The sequence below is a fragment of the Variovorax sp. E3 genome (assembly GCF_016082275.1).
Lineage (GTDB): Bacteria > Pseudomonadota > Gammaproteobacteria > Burkholderiales > Burkholderiaceae_C > Variovorax.
Map to the genome: position 1 here is coordinate 1 of NZ_MOWM01000076.1, position 22,618 is coordinate 22,618.

Annotated in this window: 20 protein-coding genes and 2 pseudogenes; 5 read left to right on the top strand and 17 right to left on the bottom strand. The window is 68.3% G+C overall.

Features of this window, described 5'->3' with window-relative positions; translation table 11 throughout:
• The first annotated feature begins 57 nt into the window (after positions 1 to 57).
• The 3 genes from BMG07_RS23520 to BMG07_RS23530 are packed head-to-tail and all read left to right on the top strand — an operon-like array spanning position 58 to position 1,911.
• Positions 58 to 981, top strand: coding sequence for an ABC transporter permease (locus BMG07_RS23520; protein WP_198086576.1), 924 nt, complete (start codon positions 58 to 60; stop codon positions 979 to 981).
• Positions 981 to 1,454 carry a hypothetical protein gene (locus BMG07_RS23525; RefSeq protein ID WP_198086577.1) on the top strand — a complete coding sequence of 158 codons (474 nt, stop codon included), beginning with the start codon at positions 981 to 983 and terminating at the stop codon, positions 1,452 to 1,454. The genes BMG07_RS23520 and BMG07_RS23525 overlap by 1 nt, the downstream gene beginning before the upstream one ends.
• 7 nt (positions 1,455 to 1,461) lie before the next feature.
• Positions 1,462 to 1,911 (top strand): hypothetical protein, encoded by a 450-nt coding sequence (locus BMG07_RS23530; protein ID WP_198086578.1) that lies wholly within the window; start codon positions 1,462 to 1,464, stop codon positions 1,909 to 1,911.
• Here BMG07_RS23530 and BMG07_RS23535 read toward each other — a convergent pair.
• A complete protein-coding gene (locus tag BMG07_RS23535; protein WP_374221315.1) occupies positions 1,884 to 2,729 on the bottom strand; it encodes a helix-turn-helix domain-containing protein in 846 nt (281 codons plus the stop codon). The two genes, BMG07_RS23530 and BMG07_RS23535, sit on opposite strands and share 28 nt — an antisense overlap.
• A gap of 86 nt (positions 2,730 to 2,815) precedes the next feature.
• On the opposite strand from BMG07_RS23535, the pseudogene BMG07_RS23540 reads away from it, so the two are divergent.
• A pseudogene (locus tag BMG07_RS23540) lies at positions 2,816 to 4,095 on the top strand (amidohydrolase family protein).
• 23 nt (positions 4,096 to 4,118) lie between these two features.
• On the top strand, positions 4,119 to 4,976 hold the full coding sequence (locus BMG07_RS23545) for an alpha/beta hydrolase (protein ID WP_269759328.1): 858 nt from the start codon (positions 4,119 to 4,121) through the stop codon (positions 4,974 to 4,976).
• Here the strand turns inward: BMG07_RS23545 and BMG07_RS23550 are convergent.
• The 16 genes and pseudogenes from BMG07_RS23550 to tssL all read right to left on the bottom strand — a co-directional run bounded on the left by BMG07_RS23550 (position 4,929) and on the right by tssL (position 22,602).
• The gene (locus BMG07_RS23550; protein WP_198086579.1) at positions 4,929 to 5,225 is read right to left on the bottom strand and encodes a GNAT family N-acetyltransferase; all 297 of its coding nucleotides are present in this window, start codon (positions 5,223 to 5,225) and stop codon (positions 4,929 to 4,931) included. The genes BMG07_RS23545 and BMG07_RS23550 overlap by 48 nt on opposite strands.
• A 47-nt stretch (positions 5,226 to 5,272) precedes the next feature.
• A complete protein-coding gene (locus BMG07_RS23555) occupies positions 5,273 to 5,521 on the bottom strand; it encodes a hypothetical protein (protein WP_198086580.1) in 249 nt (82 codons plus the stop codon).
• A complete protein-coding gene (locus BMG07_RS23560; protein WP_198086601.1) occupies positions 5,508 to 5,915 on the bottom strand; it encodes a DUF3574 domain-containing protein in 408 nt (135 codons plus the stop codon). Before BMG07_RS23560 ends, BMG07_RS23555 begins: the two co-directional genes overlap by 14 nt.
• Positions 5,915 to 6,646 carry a CatB-related O-acetyltransferase gene (locus tag BMG07_RS23565; protein WP_198086581.1) on the bottom strand — a complete coding sequence of 244 codons (732 nt, stop codon included), beginning with the start codon at positions 6,644 to 6,646 and terminating at the stop codon, positions 5,915 to 5,917. Before BMG07_RS23565 ends, BMG07_RS23560 begins: the two co-directional genes overlap by 1 nt.
• Before the next feature lie 38 nt (positions 6,647 to 6,684).
• Complete coding sequence (sbcB, locus tag BMG07_RS23570) at positions 6,685 to 8,124, bottom strand: exodeoxyribonuclease I (protein WP_198086582.1); 1,440 nt, start codon at positions 8,122 to 8,124, stop codon at positions 6,685 to 6,687.
• Entirely contained in the window at positions 8,125 to 9,570 is a 1,446-nt protein-coding gene (gene cls, locus BMG07_RS23575; RefSeq protein ID WP_198086583.1) for a cardiolipin synthase, read from the bottom strand.
• A 125-nt stretch (positions 9,571 to 9,695) separates the two neighbouring features.
• Positions 9,696 to 12,016: pseudogene (gene clpA / locus BMG07_RS23580) on the bottom strand (ATP-dependent Clp protease ATP-binding subunit ClpA).
• 67 nt (positions 12,017 to 12,083) lie between these two features.
• Positions 12,084 to 12,443 carry an ATP-dependent Clp protease adapter ClpS gene (gene clpS, locus BMG07_RS23585; RefSeq protein WP_070060554.1) on the bottom strand — a complete coding sequence of 120 codons (360 nt, stop codon included), beginning with the start codon at positions 12,441 to 12,443 and terminating at the stop codon, positions 12,084 to 12,086.
• 135 nt (positions 12,444 to 12,578) lie between these two features.
• Positions 12,579 to 13,193 (bottom strand): hypothetical protein, encoded by a 615-nt coding sequence (locus BMG07_RS23590; protein WP_198086584.1) that lies wholly within the window; start codon positions 13,191 to 13,193, stop codon positions 12,579 to 12,581.
• Positions 13,190 to 14,251 (bottom strand): ImpA family type VI secretion system protein, encoded by a 1,062-nt coding sequence (locus tag BMG07_RS23595; RefSeq protein ID WP_198086585.1) that lies wholly within the window; start codon positions 14,249 to 14,251, stop codon positions 13,190 to 13,192. Before BMG07_RS23595 ends, BMG07_RS23590 begins: the two co-directional genes overlap by 4 nt.
• Before the next feature lie 19 nt (positions 14,252 to 14,270).
• Positions 14,271 to 15,434, bottom strand: a complete 1,164-nt coding sequence (gene tssG / locus BMG07_RS23600; protein ID WP_198086586.1) for a type VI secretion system baseplate subunit TssG — start codon at positions 15,432 to 15,434, stop codon at positions 14,271 to 14,273.
• Entirely contained in the window at positions 15,431 to 16,117 is a 687-nt protein-coding gene (locus BMG07_RS23605) for a TagK domain-containing protein (RefSeq protein WP_198086587.1), read from the bottom strand. Before BMG07_RS23605 ends, tssG begins: the two co-directional genes overlap by 4 nt.
• A gap of 148 nt (positions 16,118 to 16,265) precedes the next feature.
• Positions 16,266 to 16,496, bottom strand: coding sequence for a hypothetical protein (locus BMG07_RS23610; protein ID WP_198086588.1), 231 nt, complete (start codon positions 16,494 to 16,496; stop codon positions 16,266 to 16,268).
• Positions 16,493 to 17,224, bottom strand: coding sequence for a type VI secretion system-associated protein TagF (gene tagF, locus BMG07_RS23615; RefSeq protein WP_198086589.1), 732 nt, complete (start codon positions 17,222 to 17,224; stop codon positions 16,493 to 16,495). The genes BMG07_RS23610 and tagF overlap by 4 nt, the downstream gene beginning before the upstream one ends.
• 3 nt (positions 17,225 to 17,227) lie before the next feature.
• A complete protein-coding gene (gene tssM / locus BMG07_RS23620; RefSeq protein WP_198086590.1) occupies positions 17,228 to 21,307 on the bottom strand; it encodes a type VI secretion system membrane subunit TssM in 4,080 nt (1,359 codons plus the stop codon).
• Between the two features lie 20 nt (positions 21,308 to 21,327).
• Positions 21,328 to 22,602, bottom strand: a complete 1,275-nt coding sequence (tssL, locus tag BMG07_RS23625; protein WP_307867057.1) for a type VI secretion system protein TssL, long form — start codon at positions 22,600 to 22,602, stop codon at positions 21,328 to 21,330.
• Positions 22,603 to 22,618: the final 16 nt, after the last annotated feature.

Here is a 22,618-nt window from a genome sequence, read left to right on the forward strand (position 1 = left end):
GCGAGCGCCGCCTGCCCCCACCCCGCCCCCCCCCGGAAGGGGAGGGAGAAACACCCGATGACCGACCTTCTAGACATCCTCGCCAACCCCGCCTTCTGGGTCGCGGTGCTGCGCATCGCCACCCCGCTGATCCTGGGCACGCTCGGCGTGCTGCTGTGCGAGCGCGCGGGCGTGCTCAACCTCGGCATCGAAGGGATCATGGTCGCGGGCGCTTTCACCGGCTGGCTCGCCGTTTATGCCGGCGCGCCGCTTTGGGTGGGCGTCGGCGTGGCCGCGCTCACGGGCATGGTGTTCGGCCTGCTGCACGCCTTCCTGACCGTGGGCCTGGCGCTCTCTCAACACGTGTCCGGGCTGGGCATCACCTTGCTCGCGACCGCCCTCAGCTACTTCGGCTACCGCGTGAGCTTCCCCAAGGTGAACACGCCGCCGACCATCACGCCGTTCGCGCCGATGGACTGGCTGCCCGTGCCCATCCTCAACGCGCAGACCGCGCTCACGCTGTTCGCGCTGCTGCTGGTGCCGGTGGTGGGCTGGGTGCTGTACCGCACGCCGCTCGGGCTGGCGCTGCGCATGGCCGGCGAGAACCCGCAGGCGGCCGAGAGCCAGGGCGTGTCGGTCGCGGCCACGCGCACCGGCGCCATCGTCGCGGGCTCGGCACTGATGGGCATGGCCGGCTCTTTCCTCACGCTTTCGGCCTTCAACGCCTTCTTCTTCAACATGGTGAACGGGCGCGGCTGGATCTGCGTGGCGCTGGTGGTGTTCGCCTCGTGGCGGCCGGGCAAGGCCCTGCTCGGCGCGCTGCTGTTCGCGTTCTTCGATGCACTGCAACTGCGGCTGCAACAATCGGGAGACGCCGTGCTGCCCTACCAGCTGTACCTGATGCTGCCGTACCTGCTGTCGATCCTGGCGCTGGTGCTGGTGGCGCGCAAGGCCAGCTATCCGCAGGCGCTGATGAAGCCCTACCGCAAGGGAGAACGCTGATGCGAACGACGACGACCACGACCATCAACACCGCGCGCGCCGCCCTGCTCTGCGCCTTGCTGGCGCTGTGCGGCGCGAACGCGCGGGCGCTGGGCAGCGACTACAGCTACGAGACCTTCAAGACGGCCGACGCCGTCAGCTGGGTGCAGCTTTGCGGCACCTGGGGCAAGGACCACCAGGGCACCTACCGGGTGGTGCATGCCGACCAGTACGCCCAGTCCTTTCTCTACGTGCAATGGATGACGCGCGACGCCAACGGCAGCCTGCACGCGGAGCACACGGTCGCCATCGCCGAACTCGACAACGACCATGCGGAGATCGCGCTGTCGGACCTGACGTGCCGGGCAACGCCGCGCGGCATCGTGGTGACGGCCAAGGCCGACTCGGGGCACGACGACAAGCTGCGGCGCGTGACCATCGAGGTCGGGCCGGCGCCCGGGCAATACCGGTATCGGGCGCAGCGCATGCGTTAGAGAGGTCATGACCTTCGCACCGGTACTGGACACCTCGAACGGCCGCATCACGGCTTTCGGCACCGTCATCGACGCGGGCAGCCGTGCCGATGGCCTTCCCTCTCTTTTTTCGACAAACCCGCAAACGGTGAACGTCGAAGGCCGCCAGGTCGAATGCGTGTTCGCCACCGCGCACGGCACGGCGGACCGCTCGGACGTCGACCTGACACTGCGCTTCGAGCAGGATCGGCTGGCCAGCGCCGCCATCGCGCTGACCCCGCCTCGCCACCGCAACCTGGACAGCGACGCCTTCTACGCGAGCGTCGACGAGCGCTACCGTTTTCACGAACGCTGGCTGCAGGCCGCCGGCGTGCCGGGTCTACCGGCCAAGTTCCAGTGGGGCACGGCCGGCGTGGCGCGGGACCGCAGCGAGAACGTCTACATCTACCTTCACTGGGCGCCACGGCTGGCGAAGTAGCGCGCGGGCGACTCGCCGAAGCTGCGCTTGAACATCGCGATGAAATTGCTCGGCGTTGCGTAGCCCAGCGCATCGGCGATGTCCGCCACGGCCTCGCCGCGCGCCAGCCGCTCCAGCGCGTGCACCAGCCGCGCCTGCTGCCGCCACTGGGCAAAGCTCACGGCCGTTTCGGCCAGGAACAGCCGGCTCAGCGTGCGCGGCGACAGGCCGGCCCACTGCGCCCACTCTTCGAGCGTGCGGCCGTTCTCGGGCTGCTCGTAGATGGCGCTCGCGATGCGCAGCAGCCGGCGGTCGGTGGGCATCGGCAGGTGCAGCGGCTCGTGCGGCGCGCGGCGCATTTCGTCGAGCAGCACGGCGCTCATGCGCTCCTGCTCGGCGTCGAGCCGGTCCCGATCGGCCCATGTCACGGCGCGCCGCACCAGCGCCCGCATCAGTTCGCTGATGCCGACCACGCAAGGTCGCTCGGGCAAGGTCTGCGCAGCGACAGGCGCGATCAGCACGGTCCACCCGCTCATCGCGCCGCTGATGCTGACCTTGTGCGCCTCGCCGGGCGGCAGCCAGCCCGCGCGGTGCGGCGGCAACAGCCACGAGCCGTGCGCGGTGCGCACATGCACCAGTCCGCTTTCGACGCAGAAGACCTGGCCGCGCAGGTGGTGGTGCCAGTCGTACTCGCGGGTGCCGAGGCGGAACTCGTGGCCCGGTGCGTCGGCGCCCCGCAGCGCGATCAGCGCGGGGCCGTCGGCGCGTTCGCTGATGTCGGGCATGGCGCCATCGGCTTCGGCCGTGACGTCGGGCTTTGGCGCGGGTTTGCGGGGCATCGCGGGATTTTCGCGGCTTGGGCTGTGCTTCGCGGGAGCGGCGGCGGAAAATAGCGCCCAACCGATCCCACAAGACCTCCCCACCGATGCTCGACCTCCTCATCACCAACGCCACCCTCCCCGACGGCCGCACCGGCATGTCGATCGCCGTGCAGGACGGCTGCATCGCCGAAGTCACCGCCGGCCTCGACGCGCCCGCGCACGAGAAGCTCGACGCGCAGGGCCTGCTGCTCGCACCGCATTTCGTCGACCCGCACTTCCACATGGACGCCACGCTGAGCTACGGCCTGCCGCGCGTCAACGAGAGCGGCACGCTGCTCGAAGGCATTGCGCTGTGGGGCGAGCTGAAGCCGCTGCTCACGGCCGAGGCGCTGATCGAGCGTGCGCTGGCGTACTGCGACTGGGCCGTGGCCAAGGGGCTGCTGGCGGTGCGCTCGCACGTGGACACCAGCGACCCGAGCCTGCTCGCAGTCGACGCGCTGCTCGAGGTCAAGCGCAAGGTGGCGCCGTATCTCGACCTGCAGCTGGTGGCGTTCCCGCAGGACGGCGTGCTGCGTTCGCCCGGCGGCGTGGAGAACATCGAACGCGCGCTCGACAAGGGCGTGGACGTGGTCGGCGGCATTCCGCACTTCGAGCGCACCATGGCCGACGGCGCCGCCAGCGTGAAGCTGCTGTGCGAAATGGCGGCCGAGCGCGGCAAGCTGGTCGACATGCACTGCGACGAGTCCGACGACCCGCTATCGCGCCACATCGAGACGCTGGCCTTCGAGGCGCAGCGCCTGGGCATGCAGGGCCGCGTGACGGGCTCGCACTGCACGTCGATGCACTCGATGGACAACTACTACGTGAGCAAGCTGCTGCCGCTGATCGCGCAGAGCGGCGTGGCCGTCATCTCCAACCCGTTGATCAACATCACGCTGCAGGGCCGCCACGACAGCTACCCCAAGCGCCGCGGCATGACGCGCGTGCCCGAGCTGATGGCCGCCGGCGTGAACGTCGCATTCGGCCACGACTGCGTGATGGACCCGTGGTACGGCATGGGCTCGGGCGACATGCTCGAAGTGGCGCACATGGGCCTGCACGTGGCGCAGATGACGAGCCAGGCCGCATTCGCCAGTGCTTCGAAGCGGTGACGACGAACGCCGCGCGCGTGATGCACCTGGAGGGCTACGGCATCGCGGCGGGCTGCGACGCGAGCTTCGTGCTGCTGCAGGCGCGCGATCCTGTTGAGGCGATCCGCCTGCGCGCCACGCGGCTCAAGGTGTTTCGCAAGGGGCGGCTGCTGGCGGAAACGCCGGCCGCCACCGCCGCGCTGCACCTGCCGGGACGCGGCGGCGAAACGGGCTGGATGATTCCCAAGGCCTGACCAGGCGCCGCGCCCCCACGACGATGATGATGAAACGCCTTGCGCCGCTGTGCACCGCGTGGCTGCTCGCGCTGGCCTTGTCGTCCGTTGCCGCGACGGCGCAGCCCGACGTGCGGCGCCTTCCCGACGTGCCCTACGGCCCCGACGCGATGCAGCGCATGGACGTCTACACGCCGCCGAACGCACGCGGTGCGCCGGTGCTCGTGATGGTCCACGGCGGCGCGTGGATGTTCGGCAAGAAAGACGCGGCGTCGGTGGTCGACCTCAAGGTCGACCACTGGGTGCGCGCGCAGGGCTATGTGCTGGTGTCGGTGGGCTACCGCTTCGTGCCGCAGGTCGACGTGATGCAGCAGGCGCGGGACGTGGCGCGCGCCGTGGCGTCCGTGCAGGCCAACGCGGCGTCGTGGGGCGGCGATGCGGGGCGGCTGGTGCTCATGGGGCATTCGGCGGGCGCGCACCTGGTCGCGCTGCTGAGCGCATCACCCGACATTGCACAGCAGCAAGGCGCGCGGCCGTGGCTCGGCGCCATCGCGCTCGACAGCGCCGCGCTCGACACCACGGGCCTGATGCGACGGCAGCACCTGCCCTTCTACGACCGCGTGTTCGGCGCCGACCCGGCCTTCTGGCGCAGCGTGTCGCCGACCGACACGCTGGCACCGGGCGCACCGCCGATGCTGCTGGTGTGCTCGACGCAGCGGCGCGACGGATCGTGCACGCAGGCGAACCAGTTCGCGGCGCGTGTCTCGGCCGGCGGCGGTCGCGCGGAAGTGCTGCCCGAAGACCTGTCGCACGCGCAGATCAACGCCGAGCTCGGGCTGCCCGGGGCCTACACCTCAGCGGTGGACGCCTTCATCGCTTCGGTCGGCCGACGCAGGCCCTGAGCCGTCGGCCTGGAGGTCGCACCACATGTGGACCTTGCCCAGCAACTCGCCATCGACGTCGATGGCCAGCGGCTCGAGGCCGAAGACGCGAAAGCCGCAGTCCTCATAGAGTTTTTGCGCTGCGGCGTTGCCCTCGGTGACGGTGAGCTGCACCAGCCGCAAGCCGCCGCGTGCGCGCGCATGGTCGAGCAAGGCCAGCACCAGCCGGCGGCCGAAGCCCGCGCGCCGCGCCGTGGCCAGCACCGACATGCCGAACAGCGTGGCTTTGTGGCGCGCACGCTGCCGGCTCTCGAAACTCAGGCCGCTGCGCCCACCAGCGCGCCGGTGTCGTCGAAGGCGCCGTAGACCACGCTCGCGTCGGCGGCCTCGCTGGCGCCCAGGCGCTCTTCCCACCAGCCCGGTGGCAAGCCTTCGCGCTCCTGCACCGTGGACGTGAAGGCGCTGGGGTGCGTGGCATAGGCGTCGAGCATCACGGCGCGGTAGGCAGCCGCGTCTGCGGCCTTCAGCCGGCGAACGAGGTTGCGGTCCTTGTCAGAAGCGGACACAGGCGGACTGCCTTTCCTGGAGTACCGCTTCCTGCCCGAAGCGCTTGCGGTAGCTGTCGATGATGCCGGCGATGGCAGCGTCATCCTTTGCACCGCGCGGGTGCAGCAACACCACGAGCTTCGACGGCTCGCGCGCGATGTCACCCGACGCACCGCGCCACTGGCCGGCGGCATCGATCACCGTGAGGCCCTGCGGGAACGCCGGCGTCACGGTGGTGTCGAGAAAATCGGCCCACTGTGCATCGGAGACCTGTCCGCCTGCGGGGATGGCGCGGCCGAAATAGAGCGTGTCGCGCTCGGAGGCAGCAAAGCCGGTGGCGCACGGTGCCGGCGGCAGCGCTGCGCAAGCGGAGAGCGCCACGGCCACGGCACCGAACAGCCCCGCGCCGCGCATCACTCGACCCGCACCACCAGCGGCGGCGCCTGGCCTTCCTCGGCCGGCGTGCCGTGCTCCAGCACGCGCCAGCCCGGGCTCCAGCGCACCACGCGCCCATCGGCCACGGCGGCTTCGAGCAGGGTCTGCGCCTCTTCCGGCTTGCGCCAGTCGAGCGTGAACTGGCGCAGGTCCCAGTCCCACCAGGGGCAGGCCTGGATGCGTTCGATCAGCGCGTCGGAAAAACGGCGCCGGATCATGCGCGCGGGCACGCCGCCCATCACGGCGAACGGCGGCACGTCTTTTGTCACCACCGCGCCCGCGCCGATGATGGCGCCGTCGCCGATGGTCACGCCGCTCTTCAGGCTCACGCGCGAACCGATCCACACGTCGTTGCCGACCACGGTCTTTCCCTGCAGCTGCGGGAATTCATGGACGGACGAATGAGTGAACGGCGGCGGGAAGAAATGCTGGTGCGAGACCGGATGCGTCGTCAGCCAGTCCGAGGGGTGCTGGCTCAGCACGTTCAGGTTGTCCCCGATCGAGCAGAAGCGCCCCATCTCGAACTGATGCAGCTGCACCATCGGCGCAATGTACGAATACGACCCCATCGACACGCCGAAGACCTGGACGCTCACCATGAAGCGCACCGGCGGCTCGAAGCGAAAAGGCAAGGCCACCACCGAGCCGGTGGGCAGGAACAGGCCGTAGGGTTCCAGCGTCGACGACAGTTCGGGGTTGATCTGCAGCATGATTCTTTTGCGCGTTCGTGCGGCCGTGCGGGCCTCGGTCAGGCTTCGGGGGCAATGGCCTCGGCGTACTCGTAGAGCGCACCGAGGATCTCTTCGCCGCGCTCGTCCGCGTTCTCGGACAAGGCGTCGACTTCGCTGAACAGCGCCTCGATGGTGCGCGCCCCGCCCTCGCCCTTGAACAGGCGGGCCACGCGCAGTGCCTCCCAGCGCTCGGTCTCTTCTTCGTTGAGCAGCTCGGGCCAGTTGCGCGCGCGGTAGCGGAACAGGATCTCGTCGAGGCGGCCGTCGTCGAAACCGGTGCGGTCCTTGGCCAGTTCCTCGGGCGACAGGCCGCGCAGCTGGTTCAGGCGGCGGCGGTCGGCGTTGCCGACGAAGCCGCCGTAGAGGTCTTCGTCGACATCGGGCGTGGCCTCCTTCGGACGGGCGTAGACCTTCGACCAGATGGCGCTCATGTCGGGCAGGTCGCGCGCAATGGCGGCGTGGCGCATGGCGGTGTCGAGGTCGATGCCCCAGCGCTCGGCCATGGGCGCCGCGAGCGTGCGCAGGTTGCCGACCACCATCGGCGACTTGTTCAGGTGAATGCCCTTCACGGGCAGGCGCGTCACGCCCTCGGGCAGGTCGGCCGTGCGGGTGAAAAGGCGCAGGCGCAGCGTGTCGGCGTCGAGGTCGCGCAGCTCGCTCGGGTCGTAGGCCAGGTCCCAGGCCAGCAGCTCGTTCTTGTTGGTCGGGTGGCTGGCCAGCGGCCACATCACGCCGAGGCAGCCGCGCTCCGCCGGGAACATGCCCGAGACGTGGAGAAAGGGCTTGGCGGTCTCGCGCATGGCGGGCAGGCCGAGTTCGCTGGCCACGCGGTCTTTCTTGTGCAGGCCGAAGGCGAAGTCGAACAGCTTGGGCTGCTTGTCGCGAATCAGGCGGGCCAGCGCGATGGTGGCGCGCACGTCCGACAGCGCATCGTGCGCGGACTCGTGCAGCAGGCCGTTGGCGCGCGCCAGGTCTTCGAGCTTGAAGCTGGGCTTGCCGTCTTCCTTCTTCGGCCACTCGATGCCGTCGGGGCGCAGCGCGTACATGAGGCGCACCACGTCGAGCAGGTCCCAGCGGCCGCAGTCGTTCTGCCATTCGCGCGCGTAGGGGTCGATCAGGTTGCGCCAGAACAAAAAGCGCGTGACCTCGTCGTCGAAGCGGATGGTGTTGTAGCCCACGCCGATGGTGCCGGGCTGCGAGAAGGCGTTTTCGATGTGCGCGGCGAATTCATGCTCGGGAATGCCGCGCTCCAGGCACACCTGCGGCGTGATGCCGGTGATCAGGCAGGCCTCGGGGCTGGGCAGGTAGTCCGGCGCGGGCTTGCAATAGATCATCAGCGGCTCGCCGACTTCGTTCAACGCGGCGTCGGTGCGGATGGCGGCGAACTGCGAGGGGCGGTCGCGGCGCGGCACGGCGCCGAAGGTTTCGTAGTCGTGCCAGAGAAAGGTGTGGTTCATTCAGAGCAAGGGTGAAAACAGGCGCGCGATCGCATCGCCGAGCCGACGCCAGAAACCCTGGCGCCGGTTGGCGCGCACCGCGCCGGAACTGTGCAGATCGGTCTCGAACTGCGCCGCCAGCGGCCGCGCCAGTGCAGGACCATAAACCACCGCGCAGACCTCGAAGTTGAGGCGGAAGCTGCGGTTGTCGAAATTCGCGGTGCCGATCATCGCGCAATGGTCGTCGACCACCAAGGTCTTGGAGTGCAGCATGCGGGCCTTGTACTCCCACACCTTCACGCCGGCGGCGATGAGTTCGTCGAAGTACGAGCGCGCGGCGGCGCTCACGATGGCCGAGTCGCTGCGACGTGGCACCAGCAGGCGCACGTCGACGCCGCGCAAGGCCGCGCTGGTGAGCGCCATCAGCGCGGGCTCGCCGGGCACGAAATACGGGGTGGTGAGCCAGGCGCGGTGCGTGGCCGAATGAATCGCTTCCACGTGCATGCGGTGGATGGCCTCGAGCGTGTTGTCGGGGCCGCTGGTGACGATCTGCACCGGAACGTCGCCCGCCTCCAGCTGCGGCAGCAAGGCGTCCATGGCGTCGTCCATGCGGCGCGGGTCTTCGCCGGTGGCGTAGGTCCAGTCTTCGAGGAAGGTGGTCTGCAGCCAGCGCACCGCGCTGCCTTCGATGCGCAGGTGCACGTCGTGGTAGGCGTCGGGGTTGGTGCGCTTGTCTTCCTCGTCGGTGATGTTCACGCCGCCCGTGAAGCCCACGCACCCGTCGCACACCACGATCTTGCGGTGGGTGCGGTAGTTGGTCACCGGGCGCAGGCGCCGGCCGATCTTGGTGTCGTGGAACAGCGCCACCTGCACGCCGGCTTCGTGCAGCGGCGCCATGAACTTGCGGCCGATGCGCTTGGAGCCGAGGGCGTCGATCAGCAGGCGCACTGTCACGCCCTGCTTCGCGCGCTCGACCAGCAGGTCGCGCAGCGCGGTGCCGATCTTGTCGGGCTCGAAGATGTAGTACTCGAGGTGGATGTGGTCCTGCGCGGCGCGCACGGCGTCGAAGATCGCATCGAAGGTGCGCGCCCCACCCGACAGCAACTCGACGCCGAGGGCGCTCGACACCGGCAGCCCGCAGGTGGCCGTGCCCAGTTTCGCCATCTGCTGCAGGGCCGGTGGCGCGTTCTGCGCCGCGTCGCGCAACCGCGCCACGTCGGCCTGGGCAAAGGCGCTGGCGCGGCTGCGCAGCCGCTTCAGCCGCTGCTTGCGCAGGCGCTGCGGGCCGAGGAAGTAGTAGATGACGAAGCCCGCGAACGGCAGCAGCGCCAGCGACAGGATCCAGCTCATCGTGGACACCGGCGCGCGCTTTTGCATCACGATCCAGACCGACAGCACGGCGATGTAGCCGCTCCACGCCAGGGAGAGGCCGGTTTTCCATTCGTGGCTGAGTTCGGGGAGGATCAAGGCGAAAAGAGGGTTGAGGCGGCGGTGCAGTGTCGCCGGCCCAAAGAAAAAGGCCGGCAGCGCGATGCTACCGGCCTTTGGAGGCTATTTCCGCGGCCTCAGCGGCCACGGACTGCCTGGTTGTTTCAACCCGTGGCGGCTTCTTCCGCTTCGGGCTTCGACTTGCCTTCCTTCTTGGGAAGCGGCTGGATGTCGAGCAGCACTTCGTCCTTGTCGTCGAGGTCGACTTCGAGGCGCCCGCCGTCGGTCAGGCGACCGAACAGCAGTTCGTCGGCCAGCGCACGACGGATCGTGTCCTGGATCAGGCGCTGCATCGGACGCGCGCCCATCAACGGATCGAAGCCCTTCTTCGCCAGGTGCTTGCGCAGCTTGTCGCTGAAGGTGACTTCCACCTTCTTCTCGCTGAGCTGCGTTTCCAGCTGGAGCAGGAACTTGTCGACCACGCGCAGGATGATGTTCTCGTCCAGCGCCTTGAAGTTGACGATGGCATCCAGCCGGTTGCGGAATTCAGGCGAGAACAGACGCTTGATGTCGCCCATTTCGTCGCCCGCCTGGCGCGGGTTGGTGAAGCCGATGGTCGCCTTGTTCATGGTCTCGGCGCCCGCGTTCGTCGTCATGATGATGATGACGTTGCGGAAGTCGGCCTTGCGTCCGTTGTTGTCGGTCAGCGTTCCGTGGTCCATGACCTGCAGCAGCACGTTGAAGATGTCCGGGTGCGCCTTCTCGATTTCGTCGAGCAGCAGCACCGAGTGCGGCTTCTTCGTGACAGCCTCGGTCAGCAGGCCGCCCTGGTCGAAACCGACGTAGCCCGGAGGCGCGCCGATCAGGCGGCTCACCGCGTGACGCTCCATGTACTCCGACATGTCGAAGCGGATCAGCTCGATGCCCATGATGTAGGCGAGCTGCTTCGCGGCTTCGGTCTTGCCGACGCCCGTGGGGCCGGAGAACAGGAACGAGCCGATCGGCTTGTCGCCCTTGCCCAGGCCCGAACGCGCCATCTTGACCGCCGAGGCAAGCACTTCGAGCGCCTTGTCCTGGCCGAACACCACGCTCTTGAGGTCGCGCTCGATCGTCTGCAGCTTGCCGCGGTCGTCGTTGCTGACGTTGGCCGGGGGAATGCGCGCGATCTTCGCCACGATTTCCTCGACTTCCGTCTTGCTGATGGTCTTCTTGCGCTTGCTCGGCGGCAGGATGCGCTGGGCGGCGCCCGCTTCGTCGATGACGTCGATGGCCTTGTCGGGCAGGTGACGGTCATTGATGTACTTGGCGCTGAGCTCGGCCGCGGCCTGCAGGGCCGCCACCGCGTACTTCACGCCGTGGTGTTCCTCGAAGCGCGACTTCAGGCCCTTGAGGATGTCGACGGTTTCCTGCACCGACGCTCGACCACGTCGACCTTCTGGAAGCGACGCGACAGGGCCGCGTCCTTTTCGAAGATGCCGCGGTATTCGGTGAAGGTGGTCGCGCCGATGCATTTGAGCTGGCCGCTGGAGAGCGCCGGCTTCAGCAGGTTCGATGCGTCCAGCGTGCCGCCCGAGGCCGCGCCCGCGCCGATCAGCGTGTGGATCTCGTCGATGAACAGGATGGCGTTCGGCTTGTCCTTGAGCGACTTGAGCACGCCCTTCAGGCGCTGTTCGAAGTCACCGCGGTACTTGGTGCCGGCCAGCAGCGCGCCCATGTCCAGCGAGAACACGTTCGACTCGGCCAGGATCTCCGGCACGTCGCCCTGCGTGATGCGCCATGCGAGGCCTTCGGCGATGGCGGTCTTGCCCACGCCGGCCTCGCCGACCAGCAGCGGGTTGTTCTTGCGCCGGCGGCACAGGATCTGGATGACGCGCTCGACCTCGTACTCGCGGCCGATCAGCGGATCGATCTTGCCGTCCTTGGCGAGCTGGTTGAGGTTCTGGGTGAACTGCTCGAGCGGCGAGGCCTTCTCGTTGCGTTCGCCGCCGCCCTCTTCGCCCTCGTTCGAAGGCGCTTCGCCGCTGCCCTTGACGGCTTCGGGCGGATCGCTCTTCTTGATGCCGTGGGCAATGAAGTTCACCACGTCCAGGCGGGTCACGCCCTGCTGGTGGAGGTAGTAGACGGCGTGCGAGTCCTTCTCACCGAAGATCGCGACCAGCACGTTGGCGCCGGTGACTTCCTTCTTGCCGTTGCCGGTGGACTGCACATGCATGATGGCGCGCTGGATCACGCGCTGGAAACCCAGGGTCGGCTGGGTGTCGACATCGTCGGTACCCGCCACCTGTGGCGTGTTGTCCTTGATGAAGTTGGTGAGCGACGCCCGCAGGTCGTCGACGTTGGCCGAGCAGGCGCGCAGAACTTCCGCGGCGCTCGGGTTGTCCAGCAAAGCGAGCAGCAGATGCTCCACGGTGATGAACTCGTGGCGCTGCTGCCGGGCCTCGACGAAGGCCATGTGCAAGCTGACTTCCAGTTCCTGGGCAATCATGTGATTTCCTTTTGCCTTGCTGTAAATAAGTTCTCAGATGGGTTGGAGCTTGCGCAATTCAACAGGTTCACGCAACTGGTTCGCTGACACATTGCAGCGGATGCCCCGCCTGCTGTGCGGCTTCCATCACCTGATTGACCTTTGTGGCGGCCATGTCGCGGGAATAGACCCCACACACGCCCCGGCCATCGAGGTGGATCTTGAGCATGATCTGGGTCGCGGTTTCGCGGTCCTTGCTGAAATATTCCTGCAGCACGACGATCACGAACTCCATCGGCGTGTAGTCGTCGTTCAGCATCACCACCTGGTACATCTGGGGCGGCGCAGTTTTCTGCGGCCGGCGCTCCAGGACGACCGAATCTCCGTCATCCCCGGCCGGTTTCTGCGCCGGCGGGGTGTTGGGAGTCTTGGGAATTCTCGTTGCCATGAAAAAGATTCTATAGAGCGTGCAAGCACCGTGCCGGCGCAAGCAGACTTGGTGACGCATATTCGACAAATCAAGGGGCTTGCGTCGTGTGCGACAGCACAAAACGCATAAAAAAACCGGCGAGCTGCCGGTCTTTTATATATTGCGCAGAACCGGCCCGCGGGGCGCCTGCAGTTTTCGGCCGGGAGGCCGGGTTGCGGGGGGCAGATCGGGCGGCAAGGCGTCGATTTCCTCGTCCGTGAGTTCGCGCTCGGGCACTTCCTGCACGTGGACGGCCACGGGAGGCGGCAGCGGGATTCGCGGCGGTTCCGGCAGGCGGGCGGAAGGCGAAGCAGGAGCCGGCGGCCTGGGTCTGGGCGCCGGTGCGGGCGCGGGCCCAGGCGCAGGCGCTTCACGCCGTGGCAGGGGCAGTGGCGATTCGGACAGCAAGGCACGCCATTCCGCCAGCCGCCGGGCATCCTGCTCCGACTGCCAGCGCTGCTGCTCCTGCAGTTGCTCCTTCCAGCGCTCCGCCTGCTTGCGCCCCAGGAATTCGAGTTCGGTCCTGGCGGCCTGCTGCATCCACTGCGGCAGGCACAGCATGGCGTGTTGCAGATCCCGCTGCGCTTGCTCCCGGGCGTGCTCGAAGGCTTCCCGTTGCTCCTCCAGCTGCCTGCGAAAACTGCGTGCGCAACCCCAGGCCCCCAACACGCCGCCCAATACACCGACCAGAAGGCACCCCAGCAGGAGCCCGAGAGAGAGATGTGTCATCGGGACGCGTCTCCCTCGGCATCCCATTTCCGCAGGAGATCGAGCGGAATGGCATCGACCACCTGCGAGAAGCGCTTGCCGACCATGCGCTCGGCCTGGAGAAGCAGCACGGCGACCGGGCTGCTCGGCTCGTGGTGTTCGAACCACTGGCGCGCGGTGCGAATGCGCTGAAGCGCGTCCTCTCGCATCGAGACGCCGGAATCCGTGAAACCGGCTGGCCCAGGCACCGCGGAATCTTCGGGGGAACCTTGCACCGCCCCGGGCACGTTCCCGGCGGACGCCTCGACAGGGTCGAATGGCGCCAGCAAGCGCGTGAGCGCCTGCAGCGGCGGTGCGTCCTGCCCCAGGTGCGCCGCTGCCCATGCCGCGATCTGCCCCAAGGTGCGTGACGCAGCCGCGAGCTGACGCACGGGCGCCTCGGGGTCGTCGACCGAAGACCGGTGCAACTGCGCCAGTTGCTGTCCGACGGACTCCGGACTCGGCGCGTCGAGCGGGCGCGGCACCGCTCCTGCACGCTCGACCTCGCGCACGCTCAGATACCTCGCGGCATTGGCCGCCACCACGATCTCGCGGACATCGCCGAGCAGGCCCTCGGGATCGGCCAGCGCGGCCAGGGCGTTGGCACGCACGGCCGGATCGCGCTCCCCTTCGATCAGCAACTGCGGATGGACAGCGTCAGGCCAGGCCTGGAGCACAGCCGCAAGCCCGGCCAGCGACTGCGCGAGCCCCGCCGCCTGGGCGAGCCGGGTGCGGGCACGGCAAAGCCAGACGAACAGCGTGATGTCCCGCGTGCGCAGCAGCAGGCGGCGGCAATCGCGCTCGATCTCGGCCCAGTTCGGCGCCTCGGGCGTCCCGACGAAGGGGCCGTATTGCGCGTCGCCGCGCGGAGACATGCGCGACAGCAACACCGCGTACTCGGCGTCGTACTCGAGGCTGGGTCCGCAAGGTGCTTCGGCGCTGAAGGGCTGCAAGCCGTCGGCGCCCCCTTCGGCCCCTGCGTGCGAAGAAGACAAGTCGGGCGCGATGGCCCCTGAAGCGGAATGCGTGGCGAGGGTCATGGGGTCTGCGTCTGGAAAGTCAGCGGGCGGCGCGCGCGTCGTGGTTGTTGTCGTTGTCGTTGCGGTAACGCGAGCCGATGTATTGCTCGGGCTCGAACACCATGCCGACGGTGTAGCCCGGGGATGTCGCGGCACCACCGGCGCCGTCGCGCGGCCGCAGCGCGCCTTCGGAACCGCCGAGCCACGTGGACCAGCCGAGCTTTTCGGTGTCATCGAGCCGCGCGGGCGGCGTGCTGTCGTTGCGAACGCGCAGCTCCACCTCCCAGACGAATTCGTAGCCGACGAATCCGCGCACCCATTCGACGAGCGAAGCCAGGTCCTGCCCCTGCGGCGTGAAGCGCAGGTATTGCGTGAGGCTCAGCGGACCCAGCACGAGCCTGAACTTGTTCTGCCGGTCGGCCACAACCTCCCCCGCGATCGCCCCGACGCCCATGACACTGGAAGCCCGTGCCCGCCCCAGGTGGCTCTGGTCTTCCTCGTCGATGCGAATCCAGTGCAGCACGAACTCCTGCAGCTGCACGGGCACCGCGAAGAAGCGCGCCAGCGTCGCGGCCAGGCCGTCGGGGTTGCGGGCCTCGCGGCTCAGATGGGTCGACGCGGCAAGCCGCGCATGCGCCGGCAGGACCGAATCGCGGATCTCCAGCGGATCGTGCCCCGTCAGGCGCGCGATGTAGCCGCTGAAGGCCTCGTCCTCCATGCGGTCGAGCCCCGCCGCCGCCTGGCTCTGGGCCCACGCCCGGTACATGTGCGTCAGGTAGCGGTGGTGGAACAGGTCCAGAAAATCCGCGAGTGTGCTGTCGTTGCTGTTCTCGGTGCGGTCGCGGACCAGTTCCGTGTAGTGAATCGGCAGCGGCCCGTTGGGGCCCAGCAGGCCCAGGCCGTAGACCCGCACCATCGGAAGCGCCGGGTTGTTGCCCGCGCGCGGACTGGCGTCACCGGGCACGCGGGGCTCCGATTCGCCCGGCAGCACGGCCCCTGCGATTTCACGCGGCGCAAAAATCAGGGCTGCGGCCTGCCCCAGCCTGAAAGGCTCCTGCTGCGGCCGACTGGCCCGCCCGATCGGTGGTTGCTGCAAATGCGAGGCGCCGAAGCGCCGCAGCAGTGCGAGGAAGCCGAACTTCCAGGGCGCCTTGCGCAAACGCCCGAGCGCCTCTTGCAACGCCGGCCTGGTATCGACCGTCATCGGGGAGCGCCTTCGTCGCCATGGTCTTCGCTGGCGCGGGCCGAGCCGATGCGGATGTGGCTGTCCGGCGAAAGGTCGTGGTGTTCGCGCCGCGTGAGGCTGGGCAACGGCGCTCTGGCGTCGCGGGCCAGTTCGGGCGCGAACAGGCTCAGTACATCGTCGGCTTGCTCCGCGTCGAGCAGGCCCGAACTCACGAGCGGCTCGAAGTCGTCGATGAGCCGGTCGATCGCCTCGGGGGGCTGCAGGATGTCGCGCAGCAAGGCATAGGGCTGCGCCTGCTCGCGAAGCTCGTCCAGCGTGGGTGCGGGCTCGGCGCCTGAAGACAGAAAACCCTCCCAGTCGGTACGGCCCGAAAGCTGGTCGGGGTCGCGCACGACGCGGACGAATTCGTCGTGAAGTTCGTCGAGCAGGGGGACGCGACGCTCGGATGCCGGGACCGGGTTCGCAAACGACGCCGTCGGCGTGACGCGCGGCGCGGGCCGTTGCGGCTCGCCCAGCAGCTCCGACAAGACCTCCACCGTCGGGCGCGACTGTGCCCGAGCCATGCCGAGCATGCCGAAGGGGTCGGCCTGCATATCGGCCTCGGGGTCGAGGCTGCCGCTCTCACCGCCCCGCGCGGCAAGGTCGCGCAAGTCGAATTGAGGCGCAGCGCTCGCCACGGGGCGGGCCGGCTCGACCACCACCGGCCCGCCCTTGATCGCCCGCCCTCCCCGAACTCCACCACGAACCGCAACAAACCCAGCTCGAGCGTGTCCCCTGCCGCAATGGGCACCACGAGGCCGGCCCGGACACGCTTGCCGTTGAGCGCACACATGAGCACATGGCTGCCGTTCAGCAGTTGCCATCCGCCGGCCGTGTCGCTCCAGGCGATGCGGCACAGGTTGGCCACGCGCCATTGGGCTTCGCTCTGGCGTTCACCGCACAGCTGAAGCGCGTCGCTACGCCCCTGCCCGCGGCGGGAATCAGGATGGCACCGTCGCGCACATCTCCACCGCTGTGCGTGAGTCGCAGACGCAAGGACAACACCTCGCCATCGTCGAAGCGAAATTCTTCGGTGTTCATGGCGCACCGCCCCACAACTTCTGCAGCCTGTTGGCGGCCCCGACGAAACGCCCCTCGGCGTCCTGCTGCCAGAACGCACTTTCAGAGCGCGGGCCGAGCAAGCGCCGGGGCCAGTCCGGCCAGGGGAGATAGCGAACGCCATGCAGATGCGCCGCCGGATCGTTTCCGGGAGCAGGGCCCGCCCATCGATCGAGCGCGGCTTGCATCCGCTGGTGGTGCCGCTCGTCGCCGCCTTCCGACTGCGTGCGACCTTCCCGCAGTTGCTCGCGCCACAGTGCGCTCACCGTCTGCTCCAGTGCCTGAAGCTCGGCAGCCCCGTCGGCGCGGGTGTGACGGGCCACAGCGCGGGCGAGCCAGAACTGCCAGTCGAGCGGTTGCCGCAGTTGCGCCTCGAAGTGACTTTGCGCCCACCGTGCATGCGCCAGCTGGTAAACCAGCACCGGCCAGTGCCGCCCCACCTTGTCGATCGACGGCGCGATGACACCCAGCACGAAACGCCGCGGCGCAAAGGCCAGCGTACCGGGCGGCAGCACAAAGGCGACCGGCACGGCCACCGCCCGCGCGGTAACGTCCGCGCCCGCGTTGCGGCTCTGCTGGGCCAGCCAGGGCATCCAGGCTTCCGACTCGCCGTGTCGCACCCCGCTGCGCACGAAGTCGGCATGGCCCGGCAGCTTGCCCCAGATGGCGGGCGGTGTGACGTGCCAGGAGGCAACCCACTGTCTCCACATGGGTCAGGAGGCCCTGCCCGGGCAGCGGAAGCCCTTGAGCACGTCGCTGCCGAGCGGGTTGGGCTGGCTGCCGGAATTGATGTCGATCAGAGCCTTGCGCCCGTCGAACGAATACTCCACGCTCAAGCGCCCCGGCGTCGCGGTGTTCACGATGCGCCCCTTCTCGAGCAAGCGGAACAGCGCCCACGGCCCGCTGGTCAACAGGGTCGAGGTTGGCCCCGAGATGCGCGGATTGGCCGTGAGCTCCGCCATCGCACCGCCGCGCGGACCGGGCCAGTTGACGGCAAAGGCCTGCACCGGACCGTGAACGTAGCGCTGCCCTTGCCCATCGATGTCGATGATCAGGTCGGTGATGCTGGGCTCGAGCTCGAGCACGCGCAGATCCATCTTCCACGCCAGCTTCTTGCCGCCTGCATCACGGAAGAACAGGTCGCGGATCTGTTGGGCCCGGTAGAAGGCGTCGAGGCTCGGGCCGCTCTGGGCCAGCAGCTTGAGCAGTTCACCCAGCAGCGTGGGCCCCGTGGTCGCGGGCATGAGCGCCGGCGCGGAGCCGGTGGTGGCTGTGGCGGTGGGTGCGGCGTCGGCGCCGACCATGGCGTTCGCGGTGTTCGGGTCCTTGTAGCGCCAGGGGCGCACGCTGGTGTCGACGTAGGGCGCCAGGTATTTGCTGAAGAACTCGTCGGCCGCGCCGCCCACGGCGAACACCAGGGTGAAGTCTTCGATGGAGGCGTCTTGTGCCGTCGCGGCGAGCGGGTAGCGCCCCTCCACGCCGCGCTTGCAGGGCTCGCTCACCTGCATTGCCATCAAGCCCATGATGCGGTCGAGCTGCAGTTGCGCCTGGTTGCGCAGGATGCCGGTCGAGCCCTGCACCACCTTGTCGCCGCCGCTGGTGGCGAGCGCGGTCAGCACCTCGCGAAAAGGCGCCGGGAGTTTCCCGGCCTCCAGCTTCAAACGCGCGCCGATCTCGGTGCCGCCGGGTGGCAGGCTGCCGGCGACGAGCGCCGTGTCGGCCACGACCAGCAGGGTGTAAAACTCGTTCACGAGGCCCGAGATGGTCTCGAGCCCGGGCTTGGCACCCGTGGCGCCCATGCTGCCCGTGCCGATGTCGGGTTGGCCCGTAACGACTTCGCGCAGCGCGGCGAAGCGGTTGTCGACGACCTGCTTCTCGAGCCGTTCTTCCGGGCGGATGCCCAGGTTCCTGCCGAGGGCGCTGGTCTGTTTGTTGAGCTCGTCGCTGGCCTTGTCGAGAAAGCCCTTTTCTTCCTGCGCGCGAACGACCAGCGGGCGCGACAGCGTGGTCTCGCGCGCGGCGGCGCGGGCCAGCCGCGCGAGCGGTGAATCGGGTGCGGCGAACTGCCGCAGCACGCTCAGGTCGAACCCCAGGCTGGTGCCCGTGGTGTCGCTGCCGCTGACCGTGCGAATCGAATCGAGAAACGACTCCCAGTTCTGTGCATATTCATTGAGGTACTGGCGACGGATGTCCTCGAGCAAGGGGTCGTTCTGCAGCTTGCGCGCGGCCTCGTCCACCAGTTGGCCCGCTTTGGACGACACGTCGCCCGCGAACGCGACGGTCCCGTTGCCGCGCCCCATCACCCAGGCGTCGTCATCGAGTGCCCGCCCCACGAACTCGGGCAGACGCTTGTTGAAGACGTCGTGATAGCCGTCGTACGTGAAGAGACCCGGCACGCCCTTCTCGAGCGGCAACCCGCCCGCGCGCGAGAACACGGTGCCCGCCTGCGGCCCCACCGCGCGCACCAGCGTGAACTCCTGCGGCGCCTCGAATTGCATCGCCGCCTTGGCGCGCTCGTACACGCGCTGCGTCGACGTGTTGCTGTTGAGGAATTCCTGCACCGAACGCACCAGCGCCTCGTTGGGCAGCGAGGCCGACTGCACCGGCCGCTCGCCGGAGAACAGCGCCGTCACATGCCCCACCATCGAGGCGCGGCCGCCGAAGGCTGCGGCGCTGTCGGCGTTCTCCCAGTCCTTGAGCACCCAGTTGCGAACGTCGCGCGCGCCGCCCTTCATGTAGCGGTCCTTGTCGTGCAGGAGCTTGTAGACACGCAGGGTTTCGTAGGCGGTCTTGGCGTCGCCGTCCTTCATGCTCTGCGCGAGCACGGCCTCCATGCGGTTCAGGATGGTCGGCAGCAAGGTGTGGTCCTGCAATTGCGCGTAGGCGTCGCTCGTCGCCGCCAGCACCGGGGGCACCGAGTACAGGCCGTAGAGAAAACTGCCCGGCGGATTGTCGATGTCGAGCCCTGGATAGCCCGGCAGCTCGCGCGCGCCATTGAGCACGTCGGGTACGCCTGCGGGCTTGAAACTGGCGAACAGCGCGCGAACCTGGCCCGTGAGCACTTCGGCGCGCTGGCCCACGACCGACAGGTATTGGCGGTTGTTGCCGAAGCTCAGCGCGAGTGCCCCGGCCAGCCAAAGAAAGATCACCACGGCCAGCGCATGCCCCGTGAGGCGCAGCAGCCGGAAGCGGAACTCCCAGCGCAAGTTGGGCCGAACCAGATGCGCCTCGGGAATGATCACCTTCGTCAGCAGGTCCTGGAGAAAGAAGCCCTGTTGCGCGCGGGTGGGGGGCGTCTTGACGGGCGCCGCCTCGCTCGGCGAGGCGTTCGCCAATCCACCCGTGGACAGGCCGAGGCTGCGCCACAGCCGTTGCAGCAGCGTGCCCGGATCGGCTGCAAGGTCGACATCAGCCTGCGCACCGCTCGTGAAATAGACGCCGCGCAGCGTGTCGTGCAGTTGGGTCTTGTCGAAGCGCGAGGCGAGAAAAATCTCGTCGAGCATCGGCACCAGCGGCACGGCGAGCCCGGCCAGTTCCTGAGGCAGCGCGAACAGGCGCTTGCGGCGGTCGACGTCGAACTCTTCATTCAAGCGCGAGCGCAAGCCGGCGGCGAGCCGATCCTTGAGCAACGCGAGTTCGGTACCCACCTGCGTGCGCAGGGCTTCACGGCCTTGTGCGGCAGCCCGCGAACTCTTCATGCCGTGGAACGGCAGCGTGAAGCCCCAGGCCTGCGTGCGCCCTTCACTCGTGAGCGACTGGAAGTACTCGTTGAAACCGCGCAGCAGGTCCATCTTGGTGATGACCACGTACACGGGGAAACGGATACCGAGCTCCTGCCGAAGATCGGCCAGCCGGTCGCGCACCATGCCCGCGTGCTCGGAGCGCTCCGCGTCGGTCATGGTCAGGATTTCGGCCGCGTTGAGCGTCACGATCACGCCGTTGAGCGGGGCGCGCGTCCGATGCTTGCGCAGCAACCCCAGAAACCCTTGCCACTCGACCGGGTCGGTGACGGGGTCGCTCTCTTGCGTGGTGTAGCGACCCGCCGTGTCGATCAGCACGGCTTCGTTGGTGAACCACCAGTCGCAGTGAAGCGTGCCTCCCGTGGACTTGAACACCGTGCGCTTCGATGCGTTGCCCATCTGCCGCGCGAGCGGAAACTGCAACCCGGCGTTGAGAAGCGCGGTGGTCTTTCCCGCCCCGGGGCTGCCCAGGATCATGTACCAGGGCAGTTCATACAGGTAGCGCTTGCCTTCGAACAGCCGGCGCAGGCCGCCACGGTCGCGCAGGCCCTTGAGCTGTGCCAACGCCCGCTGGACCGCGGCCGTGACTGTCTTCAGTTCTTCCTTCGCGGTGTCGTCCTTGCCCTTGTCCTGGCCGAAGCTCAGGAACCTGGCAAGCAGATCGTCGTTGTTGCGCAAGGCCTGCCACAAGCGATAGAGCCAGTAGAGCGCGCACAGCAGAAGCACCACGCCGATGACCGTTGCGCGCACCCACAGCGGCGCGAGCGGCCGGGCCACGCCTATGGCGAGCAGGGGCCCCGCGTGCCAGACCAGCAGGCAAAGCGCCGCCACGCCGATCAGGCTGTAGGGCCCCGACACCAGCCAGAAGATGCCGAGCACCAGCAGCAAGACGATGAAAGTCACGCGCACGCCGACCGACGCCAGCGGGCGCAGCCCGTCCACGGCGAGCAGCGGGCCGACGAACCAGATCGCCAGCGCCAGCAGCACCATCGCGAGAAAGGCGAGCATCTGCCGCGAGAAGAGGAATGCCAGGAACTGTTTGAGGTATTGCATGAAAGCTTTCCGACCTGCCTCTAGCGGCCTGGCACGGGCTGGGACACCTTGGGCACCGACACGGAATTGGTGGCGTCGCCCTGCGTGACGACGATGTCGACCCGACGATTCCTGGCGCGCCCGGCAGCCGTTGCGCTGTCGGCAATCGGCGCGGTGTCGCCGCGTCCTTCCGTGCGAATGCGCGTTGCCACCACGCCCTTGGACAGCAGCACGGCAGCCACGGCGGCCGCGCGCTTTTCGCTCAGCACCTGGTTGTTGGGAAACTCACGGGTCTTGATGGGCTGGTTGTCCGAGTGCCCCGTGATCTGCACGGAGCCGGTGACCTGGTTGATCTCGTCGGCCACCTTGCCCAGCACCGGCAGGATCCGCGCATTCAAGCGGGCCTGCCCCGGCACGAACATGTCGTCGCCCTTGAAGGTGACGGCGCTGCGGCGATCGTCTTCTTCCACGCTGACGGTCCCGCGCGCGATCTCCGGCGCCAGCAGTTCTTTCAGGCGCAAAGGCTTGATGGGAGGCGCTGGCGGCGTGGGCGGTGGGTGCATCCGGCCGATGGCCGCGATGCGCTGCTCCACATCCGCGCTCATTCGCAGCAACTGATATTTGTACCAGGCAAAGAGACCGAACAGCACCAGCGTCAACAACGACACCGTGACCCACACCGGCACGCTGCGCAAGAGACGGAACTTGCCGGCCCCGACGCCTCGCCAGTGCGGCGACAGGTCCTGCGGCACATCGCCACGCGCCGTGCCCAGCAGGACGAACAGCCGATGGCGAACTGTTTCGAGTTGGCGACGCCCGTTGGCCGCAGTGCTGAAGCGCCCTTCGAAGCCCAGTCCGAGGATCTGGTACATCAGCTCGAGCAGATCGATGTGCTCCTGCGGGCTGGCGGCCAGCCGTCCCACCAGCAGAAAGAATTTGTCGCCGCCCTTCGTGTCGCCGTGGAATTTCGCCGCCAGTTGTTGCCCGGCCCAGATGCCGGCCTCCCCGCCCTTGCCGCCTCCCCACTCGGTGCTGTTGGCCGCCTCGTCGAGCGCGGTGCAGAGCGAGTAGCTGGCCGCAACCACGTGTTCGTGGCGAACCTGTGCGTTGCTGCAGATCGCCTGGAAACTCGCGACTTCGCGTTCGAGCAGGCGGTGGAACAACGGTACGCCCTGGGTGCCAAGCGTCGCAGGCATGTCGGCCAGCGCACGCAGCAAGGGCTGGGCCGCTTCGAGCAAAGGGTTCTGCGCGGCGACGATGGCGGCAAGCCGCTCCTGCGCCGGGGGCTCGGGCACCAGCCCCGGCTCAGGCGACACACTTTCGTCGACCTGC

What these genes read in the sequence shown, in the direction of transcription:
- BMG07_RS23520 (WP_198086576.1), top strand. Translation starts at nt 58, where the DNA reads ATGACCGACCTTCTAGACATCCTCGCCAACCCCGCCTTCTGGGTCGCG.
- BMG07_RS23525 (WP_198086577.1), top strand. Translation starts at nt 981, where the DNA reads ATGCGAACGACGACGACCACGACCATCAACACCGCGCGCGCCGCCCTG.
- BMG07_RS23530 (WP_198086578.1), top strand. Translation starts at nt 1,462, where the DNA reads ATGACCTTCGCACCGGTACTGGACACCTCGAACGGCCGCATCACGGCT.
- BMG07_RS23535 (WP_374221315.1), bottom strand. Translation starts at nt 2,729, where the DNA reads ATGCCCCGCAAACCCGCGCCAAAGCCCGACGTCACGGCCGAAGCCGAT.
- BMG07_RS23545 (WP_269759328.1), top strand. Translation starts at nt 4,119, where the DNA reads ATGATGATGAAACGCCTTGCGCCGCTGTGCACCGCGTGGCTGCTCGCG.
- BMG07_RS23550 (WP_198086579.1), bottom strand. Translation starts at nt 5,225, where the DNA reads ATGTCGGTGCTGGCCACGGCGCGGCGCGCGGGCTTCGGCCGCCGGCTG.
- BMG07_RS23560 (WP_198086601.1), bottom strand. Translation starts at nt 5,915, where the DNA reads ATGCGCGGCGCGGGGCTGTTCGGTGCCGTGGCCGTGGCGCTCTCCGCT.
- BMG07_RS23565 (WP_198086581.1), bottom strand. Translation starts at nt 6,646, where the DNA reads ATGCTGCAGATCAACCCCGAACTGTCGTCGACGCTGGAACCCTACGGC.
- sbcB (WP_198086582.1), bottom strand. Translation starts at nt 8,124, where the DNA reads ATGAACCACACCTTTCTCTGGCACGACTACGAAACCTTCGGCGCCGTG.
- clpS (WP_070060554.1), bottom strand. Translation starts at nt 12,443, where the DNA reads ATGGCAACGAGAATTCCCAAGACTCCCAACACCCCGCCGGCGCAGAAA.
- BMG07_RS23590 (WP_198086584.1), bottom strand. Translation starts at nt 13,193, where the DNA reads ATGACACATCTCTCTCTCGGGCTCCTGCTGGGGTGCCTTCTGGTCGGT.
- BMG07_RS23595 (WP_198086585.1), bottom strand. Translation starts at nt 14,251, where the DNA reads ATGACCCTCGCCACGCATTCCGCTTCAGGGGCCATCGCGCCCGACTTG.
- tssG (WP_198086586.1), bottom strand. Translation starts at nt 15,434, where the DNA reads ATGACGGTCGATACCAGGCCGGCGTTGCAAGAGGCGCTCGGGCGTTTG.
- BMG07_RS23610 (WP_198086588.1), bottom strand. Translation starts at nt 16,496, where the DNA reads ATGAACACCGAAGAATTTCGCTTCGACGATGGCGAGGTGTTGTCCTTG.
- tagF (WP_198086589.1), bottom strand. Translation starts at nt 17,224, where the DNA reads ATGTGGAGACAGTGGGTTGCCTCCTGGCACGTCACACCGCCCGCCATC.
- tssM (WP_198086590.1), bottom strand. Translation starts at nt 21,307, where the DNA reads ATGCAATACCTCAAACAGTTCCTGGCATTCCTCTTCTCGCGGCAGATG.